The following is a 19,660-nucleotide window of genomic DNA, read 5'->3' on the forward strand; positions in this document are numbered from 1 at the left end:
TAAAGCTAAGCGTGTGCAACTGCAAATAAATGCTATAAAGTGGCCATTATTAAAGACTAACTAGGATGTGACGATGACGAACCACACTTTTGAACTCGCCCCAGAGCTTAAGCGCGATTGTATAGAACTGGCAGATTGGCCTTTATGTAAGGTGCTATTACTTAACGACAGCCAATACCCTTGGTTTGTATTGGTACCTAGAAAACCTAATTTAAAAGAGATCATCGATTTATCTGATGCCGATCAAATTGTATATTTAAAAGAGTCGGCCAAACTCAGCAAGCTTATTATGCAAGTGTTTAGCCCTGATAAATTAAACGTGGCCGCTTTGGGTAATATGGTGCCGCAATTACATATTCATCATATTGCACGTTTTACAACTGATGCTGCGTGGCCTGCACCGGTGTGGGGTAAGTTTCCTGCAAAACCATACACAGATGAGCAAATAATAGCGCTAAAAAAAGCGCTGCAGTTATAAACTACAGCGCTTTATTAAACTATTACAAAGTATTACGTGTTGGGTTAGTTAAGGCCTAACACGTCTTTGCCTTGTTTAAAGGTTACATCAACCGGAATATTTGCTTGGCTTAGTTTTTCTAAGTCTTTAGCCAGCTCTTCTTTAATATCGCCATGAGTGGCAATTAGTTGATCTACTTTTTCGTAATCGCCGTCACCTTGTAATGTTAAAATTAAGCGCGACAGCTTAGCCATAGCCACGCCCATTTTTTCCATATTTACACGGTATAAGCCCTCTTCATTTTTAGAAAAAGCGCCTTCTTGTGCAAAAAAGTTAAAGCGGATCATGTTGGCTTTACCATGTGCGCTTGATGCACCAAAACGTACTGAGCGGAAAATACCCGCCATAAAGGTGGTGTAGTAATCTTCTAATGTGCCTTCGGTAATTTCGCCTTTTTTAAGTAACTGCTCAACCATGTATAAACCTAAAATATCGGCTTTACCTTCTTCAAGTGCACTTGCGTGCTCTTGTAATGATTGGCGCACAGTGCCTTTATTTGTAATGGTGTTTTTAATACCTAGGCCATGAGCCACTTCGTGAAACATGGTATTGGCAAAAAAGGCGTTAAAGGTAATATGCTTACGTTGCTCAGGTACAATTAATTGCTCAGCAATTGGCACTAAAATTTTATCAAATTTTGCACGCATTGCGTTTTTAAGCTGCAGGCGACGAGTGCCTTTTTCAAGCTGTACTTGCTCATCGTTTGGTAAGTTAATGGCAATCGTTTTGCTGCCCGCATTTGAGTGACCTGCATAGTAAACCACATCGTAAGCATTTAAGTCAGCGTCTGAGCCCGGCACTTCTTGCTTATATTTAGCATCTACCGGTAAACCTTTTTGAAGCTCTGGTAAAAAGGCCGCAAATTTAGCTAGGCGCTCGCTCCATTTTAAATCTTTAATTAGTACATACGACTCATAAGCAGAGCGGTAGCCAAAGAGTTGATCTTCGTAGGTTTCAATTGGGCCAATAACCACATCAACGGGGTTATTTTTCATGTCCATCCAGGCAAAATCAGAACCCTGAAAATCATCTTTTTGTAGTGCATCAGCACGTAGGTTTAAGTAATTGGCAAATTCTTTATCATCGGCAAGCTTACTGGCTTCACGTAATAAATCTGCTGCTTTAGCTAACTCCTCAGCGTATTCTTTTGAGTAAGGCACGCTGTAAAGGTTACCTTGCTCATCACGTTTAATTAATGAGTAAAGGCCTTTTTTATCTTCTACGTCGGCGTTATTTAGCTCTTCTTTTGTTATGTCGGCTGGGTAGAATTGTGCGCCAAGGGCTTTTTCTTTGTAGCCTGATAAAAACGGTTCGTCACCATTTAAACGATCCCAAGGGCCGTAGTTAATATCAGCAAATTTACGTACTTTTTCATCACTTAGCTTTGCTAAAAAAGCGTCTTTATTATCGCCAAAAGCCTGCTTCCAAAATAGCTCGTCCATAATTTTAGAGGCATCGATAAGCTTAGCAACCATGGCTTTTTGATTCTCACTTAAATGAGATAGGTCGGCTTCTAGGCTAAAGTCGGTGTAAATTTCTAAACGTTGTTTATCAATATTAATTAAATCTGGGCCAGCTTGCGCGGCACTTTTTTGAGCAAGTTCTACACCTGTGGCTTCGGTCGAAGAGGGGGCTTGCTCTGAGCATGCACTAAGAAAAACGACGCCTGAGAGTAAAATTGCTTGGCTAATTTTGTTTAAGATCATTTGATTGCCTGTTAAAAAAGTAAGTTTAATTATTTGTACGCTTAAATTTAATTGCTAGCGCGTACAAACGTTTCCTTATAGTGACTGCATTAAAGCAAAACTAAATGGTAAATAGCAAGTGTTTGGCGGTGTACCGCGCCTACAGGCGATAATAACAATTAATTTATATAATTTTCTTAACTTTATCGGTAAGTTAGATAATACTCATTGTATTACTCATTTTATCCGAGGTTAGCAGTTGCATTGCGGCCCAGAAACAAAAGGATGACAGTTCTATGTCTACAGAAAATGCACTATTAACGATTTTGGTTGATAGAATCAATAACGACACTTTGGTTTTACCTACGTTACCTGAAGTTGCAATTAAAGTGCGCCAAGCGGCCGATAACCCTGATGTAAACCTAATGCAAATGTCAGACGTGATTGGGCAAGACCCGGCTCTTTCAGCGCGTATGATTAAAGTGGCTAACAGTGCAATTATGGGCCGAGTGGTTAAGGTGTCTAACTTACAGCAAGCGGTTACGCGCATTGGTTTACGCCAAATTAAAAATATAGCAACCGCAATGGCAATGGAGCAGCTGTTTGTTTCTAATAATGAGCTAATAAAAGGCTACATGAGTAAAGCGTGGCAAAAAACGCTAAATGTGGCGGGGCACTCAATAACGCTTATGGCGTTTTATTTACAAAATAATAAACGTACATCGTTAAATAGTGACTCTATTACGTTGGCGTCGTTGGTATATAACATTGGTGTATTGCCTATTTTAACCGAAGCTGAGCGCCACCCAGAGGTGTTTGCTAACCCAAGCTTTTTAGCACATGCAATTCAAAAGCTCAGTGGTAAAATTGGTGGCTCAATTATGGGAGCGTGGGAGTTTCCACCTGAATTTGTAAATGTTGCTAGGCATTGGGCCGACCCTACGTATCGCCCTGAAGAGATTGGGTATGTTGATTTTATTCGTATTGGCGCTATTTTAGAGGGGACTTTACAGGTTTCTGATAAATCAGCGGCTTTACAAACCTACATAGATAAAGGCGTTATTCCTTCTATGCAGCTATTTTCAAGTGACGAATACAACGACATGCTTGAAAATGTAAAAGACACATTTAGCTAATTAGCAGTTATAAAGGTAAAAGCAAAAAGCACGACTAAGTCGTGCTTTTTTTGATTTTAATAGCGCTTATAATTTTAGCGTTTTATAAATCTTCTGCATCACCTAAACCGGCCGTCAGCTCTTCAAGCAGTAGCTTGATTTCTTCTGAGGCTAAAATAAAGTCAGCATCTAATTTAACTGCCATATCTTCTTTAGGAATATCGGCGTTTTCTTCTTTTAAAGTTTCTGAGTAGCTTAAACGCTTGATAGAGCCATCGTTTTGCAGCATAAACTTCAGGCGTTCTTGCCAATCAAGTGCAAGTTTGGTCACGCGTTTACCATTTTCTAGGTGCGATTTAACTTCATCACACGATAAATCATGACCTTTTAGTTTAACTTGTGCGCCACTGTCGTCGGCTTCTTCTAGCTCAGCATCAAAACCTATAGCAAAGTTTTCAGGGGTGCTGAAGTTAGTTAACCAATCAGTTAAAAATACATCTAGGTCGTAGTTTGCAAAAGCAGGTACTACCGGTAATGTGCCCAGAGACTTACGCAGCAATGCAAGTAGCTCTTCTGCTTTATTAAAACTGCCGCTGTTAACTACAACCCAGCCGTTTTCTTGGTCAATAAAAGCAAACTGTAGGCTCGATTTTTTAAACGCTTGAGGTAATAAGGTAGTTAAAATGTTTTCTTTTAACTCGTCTTTTTCTTTCTTTTTAACAGGGCGGTTTTCTTCCGCTTCTATTTGATCTACTTTTTCGGCAACCATTTCATTAACAACAGATGCAGGCAGCACTTTTTCTTCACGTTTGGCACACACTAAAATGCTTTTTTGTGAAAAATGCGCGAGCGAGTCACCATGCTTACCAAATGCTTTTGTCCAACCAAATGTAGAAAGGTCTTGAGAGCCACAAGGGCGAAATACATCTTGTTCTAACGCTTTTTCAAACTCTTCTTGAGTGTACGAAACATCTTGCTTAAAGCGATAACAAATCAGGTTACTAAACCACATAAGGTAACTTTTCCATCTTTTAAATTTGCTCAATCATAGCAATAAAATGGGGTTCTCGAAATGGCTGATTTTAAGCAAAGCCGTTATTGATTAAATAATGGCTTTGGCATGTTTTTAGGAAACTCAATATGGTAATGAAGCCCTTTGCCAGGCTCACTGCTTGCCTCTATTGAGCCGCTCAGTGTTTGCTTAACTAGGTTAAAGGTTATGTGTGTGCCTAACCCACTGCCGCCTTGGTCGCGTTTTGTAGTAAAAAATGGGTCAAACAATTTGGCTAATTGCTCTTTCGTTACGCCATTACCGTTATCGGTGTAGTCAATAATAAGGAGTGTGTCATCGGCGTTAATATTTATATCAATATTGCCCTGCGCAATATTATCAAAACCATGAATAATTGAGTTCATAATTAAGTTGGTAAAAATTTGGCTAATTGCCCCTGCAGGCAGATTAAGAACTAAATCATCCGGACACTGTAAATTTATGGTGTGCTTGGTTTTTTTAAGTTTAGGGTGGAGCGATAAAATTACTTCGTTTAAATAATCTTTAAAGTTAATTGTTCTTACAGCTTCACTGGCTTGGTCTACCGCTATTTGTTTAAAGCTGGCAATAAGCTCAGAGGCTCTATCAAGGTTGGTTGTAAGCAAGGTCGTGCTTTGCTTGGCTTCGTTTATAAACTCTTCTAATGCTTTGGGCGATAAGGTTTTTTCTTTGTAGGCATTTTCTAACGTGTTTAAACGCTCTTGTAAAAACGATATAGCAGTTACACCAATCCCAATAGGTGTATTTATGTCGTGTGTAATACCGGCGACTAATCCGCCTAGTGCAGCCATTTTTTCGGTGCCTACTAAGCGCTCTTGAGCAAGGCTTAGCTCGTCAAGGTAGCGTTCAAGCTCTTTTTGTTTAGTTAATAATTCTTCTTCGGTGTGTCTGCGTAAATCAACTTCTTCGGTTAGTACCAGCTTTTGTTTTTCTAGTTCGTACTTTTGCTGTTGTAAATCCATCATAGCTTGGCTTAAGTTTGACGTTTTACGGGCAACATCTTGTTCAAGCTGTATATTGTGCTGGTCGAGCTTTTCGTTACTAACAATCAACTCACGTTGGGTATGCTCAAGCTCTTTTCTGTATTGAACTACTTTATCAATTAAGTTATTAAAAGACTGCTCCATAACGTTTAGCTCGTTATGCTCTTCGGTCTCAATGTCTATGTGTTGACCTTCTAAGTCATCAAGCTCTAAGTTTTCTATTTGATCGGTTAACTCGTTTAAAGGGTCGGTGAGCAGCTTTCTAAATGCCATTAAAAACAGAATGATCAAAAAGGTGGTTTTGATCATGGCGTTACCAATTAAAAAGTAAATAGATACCATTATTCGGCTAAATACCACATCGCGGCTAGAAAACAAGGTCACATCACCTACTTGAGTAGCGCGCCCCGAAAATTCAAAAATTAGGGGAAAGGTATAACCAAAGAGACCCGATTTGGTGTCCTCTATGATGACTTCCTCTTGTACGAGTTGTTGGTTATAAAGTTTGTGTATATCCAAAGAGCGCCCCAGCTGCGAAATAATTTCACCGCTGTCGTCGCGCACTATAATGCCCTCCACCATAGGTATAGCAAGTAAGCCTTCTGCGGTTGTAATTGTTTGCTTTGTGTTTAGTTCCCAAATTGCGCGTGTTAAGCTTCGGCTAAAGGTTTTTTGCAGCGTACTTAGCTCATCACGAATGTAGTCTTTAGTATTTACAAATTCTGCAAGCACCTGTCCACATGTCACCACAAAGGTAAGCAAAAAATACACTGATAAAACATTAGTTAACAATTTCTTAGAAAGGCTTTTTTGTAACATATGGGATTTACTCATCCGGTGTAATTATATCTAAGTTGCAATTTCTAACTTAAAAGTTAGTCAATAAAACCTTAAAAATAAATAAAAAATTTATATTTTAAAGAGATAGCCCAGCTATTGAGTCGTTTTGTTTTAATAATAGTGCACTAAACTGATTTAAATTAATTTTAATGGCTACTGAGATTTCAAAAACGATGATTTTTAATAGGCAGCTAGAGCAATTATTAATAATATTTAACGTTTTATTGTAAGGTTACAGTATTACATTATGCGAACAAGCAAAGTGTTAGAGTTTTAGGAACGTGTTAGAATAGCAAAAACCAACGGACGGCTCGTTTTTATAATTTTTAGAAGGTTATTTTAGTAGTTAACATGATGAAATTTTCTATATTAGTGTGTGATGACTCCACTGTTGCACGCAAACAAGTTGTGCGTTGTTTAAATGAGTGCGTGAGTGCCGACATTCAACAAGCCGCAAACGGGGCCGATGCGTTGGCGCTTTTACGCTTGCAGCAATTTGATCTTTTGTGTTTAGACTTAACCATGCCAGAAGTTGACGGCGTACAAGTGCTGGAGCGCATTAAGGCAGAAAAAATTGAGTGTTTTGTACTGGTGATCTCCGCTGATATACAACAACAAATGAAGCAAAAAGTCGCGCAGCTTGGTGCTATCGACTTTATAAATAAACCTATTAATAAATCGGCTTTAAGTGAAGTTTTGCATAAATTTGGCATTCATTAGGTTTTTTCATGTTAAAAAAGGCTGTTTTATCTTTTAATTTGGGGTTGACAGCATAGCCTTTGTTAAGGCAGTCTTAGCTCTATGAAAACAATTAATCGCGCACTGACCATTATTATTACAACCACCATTCTTACTGGATAGTGGCATAGGTCGGTGCAACAAATTTAAAGGCCTGTGTTCACTAAGAACACAGGCCTTTTTTCGTTTTATGGGATGAGGAACATAAATAATGCGCGTTTTAAAATTTGGAGGCTCTTCGCTTGCCGACTTTGCCTGTTTGCAACAAGTAGCTTTGCTGGTAAAAGCACAGTTAAAAGATGAAATGTTACTGGTACTTTCTGCACCCGGTGGTATGACTGATTCATTAGTTGCGCTGGCAAGTGCCGCTGAGCAAGGTCAAGATTTTTCTCAGCAATGGCAAGCTTTACTAAGCCGATGCGAGACATTAAAAGCAGAAGTAGAAAAAAGCAGTGGCGAAGTAACAAACTGGCCAGATTTTAATGAGCTTAAAAATAAGCTAGATGGTGTGGCGCTTATTAAGTGCTGCCCAGATCAAATTCGTGCTTTTGTAATTAGTTTTGGTGAGCGTGTTAGCGTATCGCTAATGCAAAGTTTATTAAGCTCGCACAATGCACAATACCTTGAAGCAACGCGTTGTGTTGCCTCTACTGGTGGCTACATTGATGCTGAGGCCGACTTAGTAACGAGTAAAGCACGCTTTCAAGCAGTACTTAAAGAAAACCCAGCCACCATTTACATTATGCCAGGCTTTACAGCAAGCAACGAGCAAGGCGAACTTACTACACTTGGTCGTAATGGCTCTGATTACTCAGCAGCTATTGCAGCGGCATGTTTAGATGCTGAAATTTGCCAAATTTGGACTGATGTTGATGGTGTGTACAGTGCTGATCCGCGCTACATCAAAAAAGCGACTAAAGTTGATTTCTTATCTTATAAAGAAGCGATGGAGCTTTCTTACTTTGGCGCTAAAGTACTTCATCCTAAAACCATTTTACCGTGCGCGAAAGCGGGCGTACCGTGCGAAATTAAAAATACCCATAACCCAGATGCTCAGGGGTCATTAATTGGTAACGACTATTCATCTGATGAGCCAGTAAAAGCGCTTTCTAGCTTGCAAGACTTAGCAATGCTTACCGTGTCAGGCCCTGGCATGAAAGGTAAAGTGGGCATGGCCTCTAAGGTATTTAATGCCCTTGCGCACGATAACGTATCGATAGTATTAATTACTCAATCATCGTGTGAATTTAGCATTAGCTTTTGTGTGCACGAAAGCGATTTAGCGCTCGCGCTAGAAGCCTTGCAAAGTGCATTTGAACTTGAATTACAAGCAGGCTTAATTGAGCCGGTACAAGTACAACGTAACCTTGCCATTGTCACTTTAGTGGGCGATAACATGCGCGCACACAAAGGTTTAGCAGCACAGTTTTTTGCTTCTCTTGCACAGGCCCAAGTAAACATTGTAGCCATTGCGCAGGATTCTACAGAAAGTGCTATTTCGGCGGTTATTGATGGTGAGCTGTGTAACGATGCAGTGAAAATATGCCATGAAAACTTTTTTACGCACGTCCCTTCAATTGACGTATTTTTACTTGGCTGTGGCTTAGTAGGCCAAGAGCTTATTTCTCAGTTAGAGCGCCAGCAAGCGTGGCTTGAAAAACGTAATATTAAGTTAAACCTATATGGTGTTGCTAATTCTCGTCAATTGCATTTAGACAGCGAAGGTATTGCATTTGATGACTGGCAGCAAAAGCTTGCAGCATCAGAGCAAGCGTTTGATTTAAATTTAGTTGAGCAGTTTGTAAAACAAAATCACTTAGTAAACCCCGTGCTTGTAGATTGTACGTCTTCTGATGCGCTAGCAGCTCAGTATGTGGATTTTTTAAATGCGGGCTTCCATGTGGTTGCCGCTAATAAAAAAGCAACAACCAGCTCGTATGATTATTACCAAGACTTAATTGCAGCAACACAAAAAAATAATCGCAAGTTTTTATACGAAACAAACGTAGGTGCAGGCTTGCCGGTAATCGATAACCTACAGTCGTTATTTGGTGCAGGTGATGAGTTACTTGAGTTTAGCGGTATTTTATCAGGCTCACTGTCGTACATGTTTGGTGCACTAGAAGATGGTTTATCACTTTCTGAGGCAACAATTAAAGCAAAAGAAAGCGGTTTTACAGAGCCAGACCCACGGGATGATTTATCGGGTACCGATGTAGCACGTAAATTACTTATTATTGCTCGCGAAGCCGGCATGAAATTAGAGCTTAGCGATATTGAAGTTGAGTCGGTATTACCACAAGGTTTTGCACAAGGCGACAGCGTAGATGAATTTATGGCTAAACTGCCAAGTTTAGACGCCGAGTTTAACGACCGTATTCAAAGTGCGGCAGCAGAGGGCAAGGTACTGCGTTATGTAGGTACAATTAAAGAAGGTCACTGTAAAGTAGGTATTGAAGCGGTCGATTCATCGCATGCATTAAATGTTATTCGTGATGGTGAAAACGCATTAGCTATTTTAAGCCAGTATTATCAACCACGCCCGTTTGTAATTCGTGGTTACGGTGCAGGCTCTGCAGTAACCGCTGCAGGCGTATTTGCCGACGTATTAAAAACATTATCGCGCTAGGAGAGCATTATGATAGAAGTATATGCTCCGGCGTCTATTGGTAATTTTGCAGTGGGCTTTGATGCACTTGGCGCAGCGCTTGCGCCTATTGATGGCAGCTTATTAGGTGATGTAGCCGTAGTAAGCCCCGCAGCAAGTGATGAGTTTGTTTGCTCTGGCGAATATGCGCATAAGTTACCAAGCGATGCGAGCGAAAACCTAGCATATCAATGTTTAGTACATTTTAGAGCGCACGTTGCGCCAGATATGCCAAGTGTAAAATTAGAGCTTAAAAAGAATTTACCAATTGGCTCAGGGCTAGGTTCGAGTGCGTGCTCGGTGGTAGCAACCTTTGCTGCGCTTGATAAGTTTGCTCAAACCAATTTAAGCCAAGTTGAGCTGATTGAATTAATGGCTGATTTTGAAGCGATAGTCAGTGGCGGGCGTCATTATGACAACATCACCCCGTGTTATTTAGGGGGCTTACAGCTTACAGGCGATTTAATTCCTGATAAGTCAATTGCGCTACCAGTTGATGAAAACTGGTACTACGTAGCGGCGTTTCCTGGGTTTTCGCTTAATACCGCAAAGGCACGCTCGGTATTACCTAAAGAGCTAAGCATGCACGCAGGGGTTGAGTTTGCACAGCGTTTATCGGCATTTAGCAGTTTGTTATTAACGCAGCGTTTTGATGATGCACTGAGCATTATGCAAGACGATATAGCAGAGCCTTACCGAGCGCCATTAATAACAGGGTTTAGCGAAGCGAAAGCAAATTTGCCAGCGCTTGGTGCAGAAATTGTCAGTATTTCAGGTGCAGGCCCTACGTTATTTACAGTGTGTAAAACATTAGAAGCTGCTGAAAAATGTGCGCAGTGGTTAGCGCAAAACTATATAAATGAGCAGGGCTTTTGCCACATTTGTAAATTAGATAACGACGGCACGCGTCAATTAACAGTTTTATAGGATAGGCATTTATGCAATTACATAATTTAAAAGAAAATTCTCAAAAAGTGTCGTTTGTTGAAGCGGTAAAAACAGGGCTTGGGCGTAATCAGGGGGTATTTTTCCCTGAAAGCTTAGCGCCACTCGCCGATGTAGATGCGTTATTAGATATGAACTTTGTTACCCGCAGTAGCAAAATTTTATCACACCTTATTGGTGATGAATTACCCGCTGATACCGTTGCTCAAATGGTTAAAAATGCATTTAACTTCCCCGTAAAATTGGTAGAGGTTGAAGACAATAACTATTGTTTAGAGCTTTTTCATGGCCCTACGCTTGCGTTTAAAGACTTTGGCGGGCGCTTTATGGCTGAGTGTTTAGCACAGTTTAATCAAGGCGAAAAAGTCACGATTTTAACGGCAACCTCTGGCGATACTGGCGCTGCTGTTGCACATGCGTTTTACAACAAGCCAAACATAGATGTGGTTATTCTATACCCTAAAGGCAAAATTTCGCTTGCTCAGCAAAAGCTATTTACTACGCTTGGGAACAATATTCATTGTTACGCGGTTGATGGCAGTTTTGATGATTGCCAAGAGCTGGTTAAAAAGTCGTTTTTAGATGACGAAGTTAAATCTACACTTGGCCTTAATTCAGCTAACTCAATCAACATTAGCCGCCTAGTGGCACAAGTATGTTATTACTTTGAAGCCATTGCTCAGCTACCAAAAGAAAAGCGTGCTACAGCGCATATTTCAGTCCCTAGTGGTAACTTTGGTAATGTATGTGCCGCCATGATTGGTGCTGTAATTGGTTTGCCGGTGGGTAAATTAAGTGCGACTACAAATCAAAACGACACCGTGCCACGTTACATGCTTGATAAAAATTGGGCGCCAAATGCAACACTTGAGTCGCTTTCAAATGCGATGGATGTGAGCAAGCCAAATAACTGGCCACGTGTGCAAACAATGTTAGATAATAACTGGTTTAGCTACGATAATTTTTACTCAACCAGCGTGAGCGAAGAAAATACGCAAGCAGTGATGAAAAATATTCAACAAACGGGTTATGTTGCAGAGCCGCATACCGCCATTGCATACCAAGGTCTTGTAGAGAATAAAGCACCCGGCGCAGCAGGTATCTTTTTAGCAACTGCTCACCCTGCTAAGTTTAAAGAAAGCGTAGAAGAGATCCTAAATATTGAACTTGATATGCCAAAACCACTTAGCGACGCACTTGCTAAACCTTGTTTAGCAAGCGACATTAACCCTGATTATGAAGCGTTACGCACTGAAATACTCGCTAAGTTAGGCTAACTAACTTAGCGTTAAAAAAGCGGCTTTGGCCGCTTTTTTTGTATTTTGAACGCGCTAAATAAAGTATTTATCATTAACTAATTAAATGTAAAAAATAAAAATCATTTAAATTATTAATGCATTTATAAAAAAATATCATCTTAAAAACGCTGTGAAATAGATTCAATCCCTGTTTAAATATCCTCAACTTAAGAGCGTAGGCAAAGAGTCGTTTAAAGCGTACAATAAAGCCTCTAAAAAACACCATACACGTTGCCCTAGGAGACCCCAATGTTAGAACGTAGCATGAATATTTCGGATTTTGATCCAGAGTTATTTGACGCGATAAACAAAGAAACTGCTCGCCAAGAAGAGCACATTGAATTAATCGCATCAGAAAACTACTGTAGCCCACGCGTACTAGAAGCACAGGGTTCACAGCTTACAAACAAATACGCAGAAGGTTACCCGGGCAAACGTTACTATGGCGGTTGTGAGCACGTAGACGTTGTTGAACAACTTGCAATTGATCGTGCTAACGAGCTATTTGGTTCTGACTATGCAAACGTTCAGCCACATGCGGGTTCTCAAGCAAATGCAGCTGTTTTCTTAGCATTATTAGAAGCGGGCGACACTGTACTTGGTATGAGCTTAGCTCATGGTGGTCACTTAACGCACGGTTCACACGTAAGCTTCTCAGGTAAGCTATACAACGCAATCCAGTACGGGCTAGACGAAGCAACTGGCGAAATTGACTACGCACAGGTAGAAGCGCTAGCACTTGAACACAAACCAAAAATGATTATTGGTGGTTTTTCTGCGTACTCAGGTATTGTTGATTGGGCTAAATTCCGTGAGATTGCTGATAAAGTAGGTGCTTACTTATTTGTTGATATGGCTCACGTTGCAGGTTTAATTGCAGCGGGTGTTTACCCAAGCCCAGTACCTCACGCGCATGTTGTAACAACAACAACACACAAAACATTAGCAGGCCCTCGTGGTGGTTTAATTATTTCTGCTTGTGGCGACGAAGCAATTTACAAAAAGCTTAACAGCGCTGTGTTCCCAGGTGGCCAAGGTGGTCCTTTATGTCACATTATTGCTGCAAAAGCAGTGGCATTTAAAGAAGCTCTACAACCAGAATTTAAAACATACCAAGCACAAGTAGTTAAAAATGCTCAAGCTATGGTTGCTGTTATGCAAGAGCGCGGTTACAAAATCGTATCTGATAAAACAGAAAACCACTTATTCTTACTTGATTTAATCGATAAAGATATCACAGGTAAAGATGCAGACGCAGCGCTTGGCAATGCAAACATTACTGTGAACAAAAACTCTGTACCAAACGATCCTCGCTCACCGTTTGTTACTTCTGGTTTACGTATTGGTTCACCTGCAATTACACGTCGTGGCTTTAAAGAAGCTGAATCGAAAGAACTTGCTGGCTGGATTTGTGACGTATTAGACAACATCAATGATGAGTCAGTACAAGCGCAAGTTAAAGAAAAAGTTAAAGCAATTTGTGCAAAACTACCTGTATACGCTTAATTGCATAAGCAGCAGTAATTTAGATCACAACAAGGGGCCTGTTTACCTTTCGAGGTTTAATTTGCAGTAGTATGTTTGGTTTTTAGGCAAGGCAGAGTCTATGTAGTGTGGTTACTCCACACAAATAGGCGATAACGCAGCATAAATGCCAAACATGCACTGCCCTCGGGTTCGTCCTAGGGGCGATTTACTCTTTGTTGCTCGGTTTTTACTTAGCCCACTAGGTTACAAACCTCGCGCCGCGATCAAATCACCCCTAGATAGAACAAATTTAATCCTGAAAGGCCAACAGGCCCTATTTTTTTGCTAAGATAAAAGGCCGCTAAATAGCGGCCTTTTTTGTTTTAAAACGGAAGTACCGAGTTATGCATTGCCCATTTTGTACCGCAAAAGATACTAAAGTTATTGATTCTCGCCTAGTCGGCGGAGGCCACCAAGTTCGCCGTCGTCGTGAATGTAACGAGTGTCACGAGCGATTTACTACCTTTGAAGGCGCCGAGTTAGTTATGCCACGTGTAATTAAACAAGATGGCAGCCGAGAGCCCTTTAATGAAGATAAACTACTCAATGGCCTTAATCGTGCCCTAGAAAAACGCCCTGTTAGTACAGAGCAAGTGGATGAAGTGGTTAATATTATTAAATCGCAGTTGCGTGCTACCGGCGAGCGAGAAATATCAAGTCACCTAGTGGGTGAGTGCATAATGGAGGCGCTTAAAAAGCTGGATAAAGTAGCCTATGTGCGGTTTGCCTCTGTGTATCGCTCGTTTGAAGATATACGCGAATTTGGTGAAGAAATTGCCCGTTTAGGGGAGTAATAATGCAAAACCAAACAACCTTTACCGCGCAAGATGAAATGTACATGGCACGTGCCATCGAGCTTGCAAAAAAAGGGCGATTTACAACCACCCCCAATCCTAATGTAGGGTGTGTTTTAGTTAAAGATAACCACATAATTGGTGAAGGGTTTCATCAATTAGCTGGGCAGGGACATGCTGAGGTTAATGCCCTTGCTGTAGCAGGTGAAAACGCAAAAGGCGCGACTGCGTATGTTACGCTTGAACCGTGTAGCCATTACGGACGCACTCCGCCGTGTGCAGAGGGTTTAAAAGCCGCAGGTGTAGTAAAAGTTATTGCGGCTATGGTCGACACCAACCCACAAGTAGCAGGTAAAGGGCTTAAAATACTCAGCGATGCAGGTATAGAGGTTGCATTTGGGCTTTTAGAGCAGCAAGCGCGCGCACTTAATTTAGGTTTTTTTAAGCGTATGGAGCAGGGGCTTCCGTATGTTACGTGTAAAATGGCGGCCAGCATTGATGGTAAAACCGCGCTAAAAAATGGCCAAAGTAAGTGGATCACCGGCAGCGCTGCGCGACAAGATGTACAACTACATCGAGCACAAAGCTGCGCTATTTTAACGGGCGCCGATACGGTTATTACGGATGATGCTAAGCTCAATGTGAGGTTAAGCGAGTTGCCACAGGCTTTACCTACTGAATTACCCCTACGCCAACCGGTGCGTGTTATAATTGACTCACAAAATAGGCTTACACCAGAGCTGGCAGTATTTAATATTGAAAGTGAAATAATAATTTTTACTACCAAGGTTGATAAATCAACGCAGTGGCCGCATTTTGTAAGGCATATAGAAGTGCCACAGCAAAATAACAAAGTTAATTTAACGTCTGTTTTAGCACACCTTGCTAAGCTGCAATTTAATCATGTTTATTTAGAAGCGGGTGCTACACTTGCCGGTAAAATGACAGAGCTTAATTTAATAGACGAATATATATTTTATCTAGCGCCTAAACTAATGGGGTGCGATGCAAAAAGCTTAGTTAATTTTGCACCGCTAACAGATATGCAAAACACCGTTAATTTGACGTTTAAAGAGTGTGTGAAAATAGGCGATGATTTACGTATAACCGCCACAAAACACATTCCAACCACTTAATTAAAAGAGTAGGGCTATGTTTACTGGAATAATTGAAGCCACAGGCAAAATTGCGCTATTACAAAAAAAACAAGGCGATTTAGCCATTCGCATTCAAAGCGCTAATCTTGATATGAGCGATGTAAAGCTTGGCGATAGCATTGCCACTAATGGCGTATGTTTAACGGTAGTTGATAAGCACATTGATGGCTTTAGTGCCGACTTATCAAACGAAACTATCAGCTTAACTGGGTTTGCAAATTATAATATTGGCCAAACAGTTAACCTTGAAAAAGCCATGCAGCCGGTTTCACGTTTAGGCGGGCATTTAGTGTCAGGTCATGTTGATGGCATTGCAACCATTACAGCCATTACTAGTAATGCGCGTGCCACAGAATATTGGCTAAGCACCGATGAAAACTTAATGAAGTACATTCCTTACAAAGGGTCTGTATGTATAGATGGTATAAGCCTGACAGTAAACGCTGTACAAGGTAATACATTTAAATTAACCATAGTGCCGCACACAAGCGAGCAAACCACCATTGCTGATTTTAAAGTGGGCACACGCGTTAATTTAGAAGTCGACCAAATTGCACGTTATTTAGAGCGCCTTATTAAAGGGGCTGAGCAGCCGACTGGCTCAGATATTTCAATGAGCTTACTAGCTAAAGCTGGTTTTGTTAAATAACGACACTGATAACTTACACGAGCAAATTTATGAATTTACACAGCGCACAAGAAATCATCGACGACATTAAAGCCGGTAAAATGGTTATTTTAATGGATGACGAAGACAGAGAAAACGAAGGTGATTTAATCATTGCAGCAGAGCACATTAGCGCCGAAGCAATTAACTTTATGGCCACTCATGGTCGTGGCTTAATTTGTTTAACTATGACACAAGAGCGTTGTGAGCAGCTTGATTTACCGTTAATGGTTAAAAACAATGGCGCAGCGTTTTCTACTAACTTTACTATGTCGATTGAAGCATCTAAAGGTGTAACAACAGGTATATCAGCAGCCGATAGAGCGCGTACAGTTCAAGCGGCAATTGCAAAGGGTGCTGTACCAAGCGATATCGTGCAACCTGGGCATATTTTTCCTATTATGGCACAACCAGGTGGCGTGTTAACGCGCGCAGGCCACACCGAAGCTGGGTGTGATTTAGCACGTTTAGCCGGCCTTGAAGCCTCATCAGTTATTGTAGAAATTCTCAATGCCGATGGCACTATGGCGCGCCGCCCTGATTTAGAAATATTTGCTAAAGAGCACGGTATTAAAATTGGCACAATTGCAGATTTAATTGAGTACCGAAACCTTAACGAAACCACCATAGAGCAAGTGGCTAAGTGTAAATTACCCACTGAGCACGGTGAGTTTGATTTAGTAACCTACAAAGATACGATTGACGGCCAACTGCACTACGTATTGCTAAAAGGCGAAATTAAAGAGCAAGAACCAACGCTTGTGCGCGTGCACTTACAAAGTACCTTTAACGACATTTTGCTTTCAGACAGAAGTGCGGACCGTAGTTGGGGGCTTTCTGATGCAATGGCTTACATTGCAAAAAATAACGGTGCACTGGTTATTTTAGGTAAACAAGAAAGCACCGAAGAGCTAGAGGCCACAGTAAAAGCATTTGCTGCTGCCGATGCTGGCGAAAATGTTACGCCGCGTAAATTTAAAGGTACATCGCGTACCGTTGGTGTGGGCTCGCAAATACTGGCTGATTTAGGTATTAAGCAAATGCGCTTAATGAGTCGCCCTAAAAAGTACCATGCACTTTCGGGCTTTCATTTAGAAGTGGTTGATTACGTTGAGCCACAATAAGGGCTCAGCTTTTAACTAGTCTATTTTTTTATTTTTATGGTATGATGCGCAGCAATTTTTGCGCAATCGCAACCGCTTGAACATATTTTTAGGGTTATCAAATGAAAATTATTGAAGGTAATAAGTACGCTCCAGGCAAAAAATTCGCTATTGTTATTTCTCGTTTTAACGATTTTATTGGTAGCAGCCTACTAGAAGGTGCTGTTGATGAGCTAAAGCGTACTGGTGGCGTAGCCGATGATGACATTACCGTTGTGTATGTACCCGGTGCAGTAGAGTTACCTTTAGCGGCAAAACGCATTGCGGCAAAAAAAGAGTATGATGCAATCATCGCATTAGGCGTAGTGATCAGAGGTGGTACACCACACTTTGACCTCGTTGCTGGCGAATCTAACAAAGGCCTTGCAAATGTATCGCTTGAGTATGATATCCCGGTTGCATTTGGCGTATTAACCACAGAAAGCATTGAACAAGCAATTGAACGCGCTGGTACCAAAATGGGTAACAAAGGCGGCGAAGCGGCATTAGGCGCGCTTGAAATGGTTAATGTGTTAGATAAAATTTAAGTTTAAGGAATTTTTGTGAAACCAGCAGCAAGACGTAAAGCACGTATCTTAGCACTCCAAGCCGTTTATTCTTGGCAATTAAGTGGCAATTTAATTGCCGATATCGAACAACAAATGTTGATCGAAAACGACGTGACTAAAATTGATGTTGAATACTTTAAAGATTTAGCGCGTGGCGTTGCCGTTAATTATAAGCAACTAGATGAAGCTGTATCTCCGCATTTAACACGTCCATTTGATGATTTAGATATGGTAGAGCGTGCAATTTTACGTTTAAGCGCGTATGAGCTTAAATTCCGTGAAGATGTGCCATACAAAGTAGCAATCAATGAAGGCATTGAGCTTGCTAAAATATTTGGCGCTGAAGACAGCCATAAATTTGTAAACGGTGTACTTGATAAAGCTGTTAAGCATTTACGCAAGTAATACTAACCTTGCTAAAGCGCTCTGCTAAAGAGCTTAGCTTTAACAGTTAGTACACGTTAAAAAGGAGAGCCGGCATAGGTCGGCTTTTTTGTGTATGAAGGAATTTGAATTAATAAACCGCTACTTTAAAGGTCGTGGTATAACTCGTCGTGATGTAAGCCTAGGAATAGGGGACGACTGTGCATTAGTTACCGTTCCGCAAAACTGCCAACTTGCAGTAACAACTGATACGCTTGTATCGGGTGTTCATTTTTTTGATGACATTTCTCCCCGAGCATTAGGACACCGAGCACTGGCCGTAAATCTAAGTGATTTAGCAGCCATGGGGGCTGAGCCAACTTGGGTGTCGGTGGCACTAACCCTACCAAATATTAACCAGCAGTGGATTGAAGAATTTACTGAGGGAATGCACGAAATTGCTGAGTACTTTAATGTACAAATAATTGGTGGCGATACTACGCAGGGCCCTTTAACAGTTACTATATGCGCTAAAGGCACTGTGCCAGAGGGCAAAGCTTTACGCCGTGCAGGTGCTAAAGTGGGCGACTGGGTATGTGTAACCGGCACGCTAGGTGATGCAGGCTTGGCTATTGAATCTCGCAAGCGTGGCCTAAGTATTGAGCCCGAGCACTTAAAGTACATAAATAGCCGCTTTGATTACCCCACTCCACGGGTGGCTGCAGGGCAAGTATTACGTGGCCTTGCTTCATCAGCTATTGATGTGTCTGATGGCCTTATGGCGGATTTAAGCCACATACTTGATATGTCACAAGTCAGCGCCAGTATAAATATTGAAAACATCCCAACCTCAGACGCTATGCGTTCAAGCCTGAGCTTTGAGGCGCAATTGCCGTATATTTTAGGCTATGGCGATGACTACGAATTACTTTTTACTGTCTCTGAAGATAATAAAAGCATGTTGGAGCTTAAATTACGTCAATACGGCGTAGAAGCAACGTGCATAGGGCAAATAAAAAGTGGCGAAGGGCACATTGAGCTTTTACACCACGGTGAAAAATTTAATTTTGAGCAACAGGGCTTTGAGCACTTTGCCAAGGAGCAGGTTTGACTAGCAAAAAACAGTTTAATTTAAAGCGCCCGCACCAGTTATTTGGCCTAGGGTTTGGCACTGGCCTTGCGCCTGTTGCGCCAGGCACCTTTGGTACATTTGCTGCTTTACCATTTATTTTTATGACCATGTATTTTCCGCTTTGGCTACAAATCGTGTTTGCCGTGGTTATTAGTATTTTTGGTATTTGGGCGTGTGGCAAAACCGCCGATGATTTAGGTGTGCACGACCATCCAGCCATAGTGTGGGATGAAGTTGCGGGTTATTACATTACGATGATTGGCGCAGCGCTTAGTTGGCAAACCCTACTTGTAGGCTTTTTATTATTTAGATTTTTTGATATTGCCAAACCTGGCCCGATCAAAACGCTCGATAAGCGAATGGACGGTGGCGTGGGTATAATGGCAGATGATGTACTTGCCGGTATTTTTTCGCTTATTTGTTTGCAAGCGTTAATAAAAGCAGGTTTACTACCCTTTTAATTTTTGTGTTTTATTTGTTTAACTAGGTG

General features: G+C 41.2%; 18 protein-coding genes. 15 read left to right on the forward strand and 3 right to left on the reverse strand.

All coding sequences use genetic code 11. The annotated features are described in order from the left end of the window. Positions 1-73 precede the first annotated feature (73 nt). The gene (locus EJ103_RS03640) at positions 74-478 is read left to right on the forward strand and encodes an HIT family protein (protein WP_004586851.1); all 405 of its coding nucleotides are present in this window, start codon (positions 74-76) and stop codon (positions 476-478) included. A gap of 44 nt (positions 479-522) precedes the next feature. Here the strand turns inward: EJ103_RS03640 and EJ103_RS03645 are convergent, their stop codons facing one another. Next, positions 523-2,223, reverse strand: coding sequence for a Zn-dependent hydrolase (locus tag EJ103_RS03645; RefSeq protein ID WP_126006109.1), 1,701 nt, complete (start codon positions 2,221-2,223; stop codon positions 523-525). A gap of 275 nt (positions 2,224-2,498) precedes the next feature. On the opposite strand from EJ103_RS03645, the gene EJ103_RS03650 reads away from it, so the two are divergent. After that, positions 2,499-3,338, forward strand: a complete 840-nt coding sequence (locus EJ103_RS03650) for an HDOD domain-containing protein (protein ID WP_054983495.1) — start codon at positions 2,499-2,501, stop codon at positions 3,336-3,338. 82 nt (positions 3,339-3,420) lie between these two features. Here the strand turns inward: EJ103_RS03650 and rdgC are convergent, their stop codons facing one another. Together rdgC and EJ103_RS03660 are read right to left on the reverse strand one after the other, a co-directional pair. Then, on the reverse strand, positions 3,421-4,329 hold the full coding sequence (rdgC, locus tag EJ103_RS03655; protein ID WP_004586854.1) for a recombination-associated protein RdgC: 909 nt from the start codon (positions 4,327-4,329) through the stop codon (positions 3,421-3,423). Positions 4,330-4,412: 83 nt separating this feature from the next. Then, positions 4,413-6,170 (reverse strand): ATP-binding protein, encoded by a 1,758-nt coding sequence (locus EJ103_RS03660; protein ID WP_126006111.1) that lies wholly within the window; start codon positions 6,168-6,170, stop codon positions 4,413-4,415. Positions 6,171-6,542: 372 nt separating this feature from the next. On the opposite strand from EJ103_RS03660, the gene EJ103_RS03665 reads away from it, so the two are divergent. The 13 genes from EJ103_RS03665 (at position 6,543) to EJ103_RS03725 (ending at position 19,631) form a co-directional block, all read left to right on the forward strand. Further along, positions 6,543-6,911: a response regulator gene (locus tag EJ103_RS03665; protein ID WP_024031682.1), complete on the forward strand. Its 369-nt coding sequence runs from the start codon at positions 6,543-6,545 to the stop codon at positions 6,909-6,911. Positions 6,912-7,140: 229 nt separating this feature from the next. Beyond that, positions 7,141-9,558, forward strand: coding sequence for a bifunctional aspartate kinase/homoserine dehydrogenase I (gene thrA / locus EJ103_RS03670; RefSeq protein ID WP_055254712.1), 2,418 nt, complete (start codon positions 7,141-7,143; stop codon positions 9,556-9,558). Positions 9,559-9,567: 9 nt separating this feature from the next. After that, positions 9,568-10,503 carry a homoserine kinase gene (gene thrB / locus EJ103_RS03675; protein ID WP_126006113.1) on the forward strand — a complete coding sequence of 312 codons (936 nt, stop codon included), beginning with the start codon at positions 9,568-9,570 and terminating at the stop codon, positions 10,501-10,503. A gap of 11 nt (positions 10,504-10,514) precedes the next feature. Next, entirely contained in the window at positions 10,515-11,798 is a 1,284-nt protein-coding gene (thrC, locus tag EJ103_RS03680; RefSeq protein WP_126006115.1) for a threonine synthase, read from the forward strand. A 270-nt stretch (positions 11,799-12,068) separates the two neighbouring features. Then, on the forward strand, positions 12,069-13,325 hold the full coding sequence (gene glyA / locus EJ103_RS03685) for a serine hydroxymethyltransferase (protein WP_024031685.1): 1,257 nt from the start codon (positions 12,069-12,071) through the stop codon (positions 13,323-13,325). Positions 13,326-13,690: 365 nt separating this feature from the next. Beyond that, on the forward strand, positions 13,691-14,140 hold the full coding sequence (gene nrdR, locus EJ103_RS03690; RefSeq protein ID WP_004586861.1) for a transcriptional regulator NrdR: 450 nt from the start codon (positions 13,691-13,693) through the stop codon (positions 14,138-14,140). Positions 14,141-14,142: 2 nt separating this feature from the next. Next, positions 14,143-15,276: a bifunctional diaminohydroxyphosphoribosylaminopyrimidine deaminase/5-amino-6-(5-phosphoribosylamino)uracil reductase RibD gene (gene ribD / locus EJ103_RS03695; RefSeq protein ID WP_126006117.1), complete on the forward strand. Its 1,134-nt coding sequence runs from the start codon at positions 14,143-14,145 to the stop codon at positions 15,274-15,276. 16 nt (positions 15,277-15,292) lie between these two features. Continuing rightward, positions 15,293-15,946, forward strand: coding sequence for a riboflavin synthase (locus EJ103_RS03700; RefSeq protein ID WP_054983490.1), 654 nt, complete (start codon positions 15,293-15,295; stop codon positions 15,944-15,946). 29 nt (positions 15,947-15,975) lie between these two features. Next, positions 15,976-17,088, forward strand: coding sequence for a bifunctional 3,4-dihydroxy-2-butanone-4-phosphate synthase/GTP cyclohydrolase II (gene ribBA, locus EJ103_RS03705; RefSeq protein ID WP_004586864.1), 1,113 nt, complete (start codon positions 15,976-15,978; stop codon positions 17,086-17,088). Positions 17,089-17,189: 101 nt separating this feature from the next. Beyond that, positions 17,190-17,654, forward strand: coding sequence for a 6,7-dimethyl-8-ribityllumazine synthase (ribE, locus tag EJ103_RS03710; protein ID WP_004586865.1), 465 nt, complete (start codon positions 17,190-17,192; stop codon positions 17,652-17,654). A gap of 15 nt (positions 17,655-17,669) precedes the next feature. After that, positions 17,670-18,080: a transcription antitermination factor NusB gene (gene nusB, locus EJ103_RS03715; RefSeq protein WP_004586866.1), complete on the forward strand. Its 411-nt coding sequence runs from the start codon at positions 17,670-17,672 to the stop codon at positions 18,078-18,080. 94 nt (positions 18,081-18,174) lie between these two features. After that, positions 18,175-19,149: a thiamine-phosphate kinase gene (thiL, locus tag EJ103_RS03720; RefSeq protein ID WP_054983488.1), complete on the forward strand. Its 975-nt coding sequence runs from the start codon at positions 18,175-18,177 to the stop codon at positions 19,147-19,149. Next, complete coding sequence (locus EJ103_RS03725) at positions 19,146-19,631, forward strand: phosphatidylglycerophosphatase A (protein WP_024031690.1); 486 nt, start codon at positions 19,146-19,148, stop codon at positions 19,629-19,631. The genes thiL and EJ103_RS03725 overlap by 4 nt, the downstream gene beginning before the upstream one ends. Positions 19,632-19,660 lie beyond the last annotated feature (29 nt).

Source organism: Pseudoalteromonas sp. Xi13 (assembly GCF_003952205.1).
GTDB classification, from domain to species: domain Bacteria; phylum Pseudomonadota; class Gammaproteobacteria; order Enterobacterales; family Alteromonadaceae; genus Pseudoalteromonas; species Pseudoalteromonas atlantica.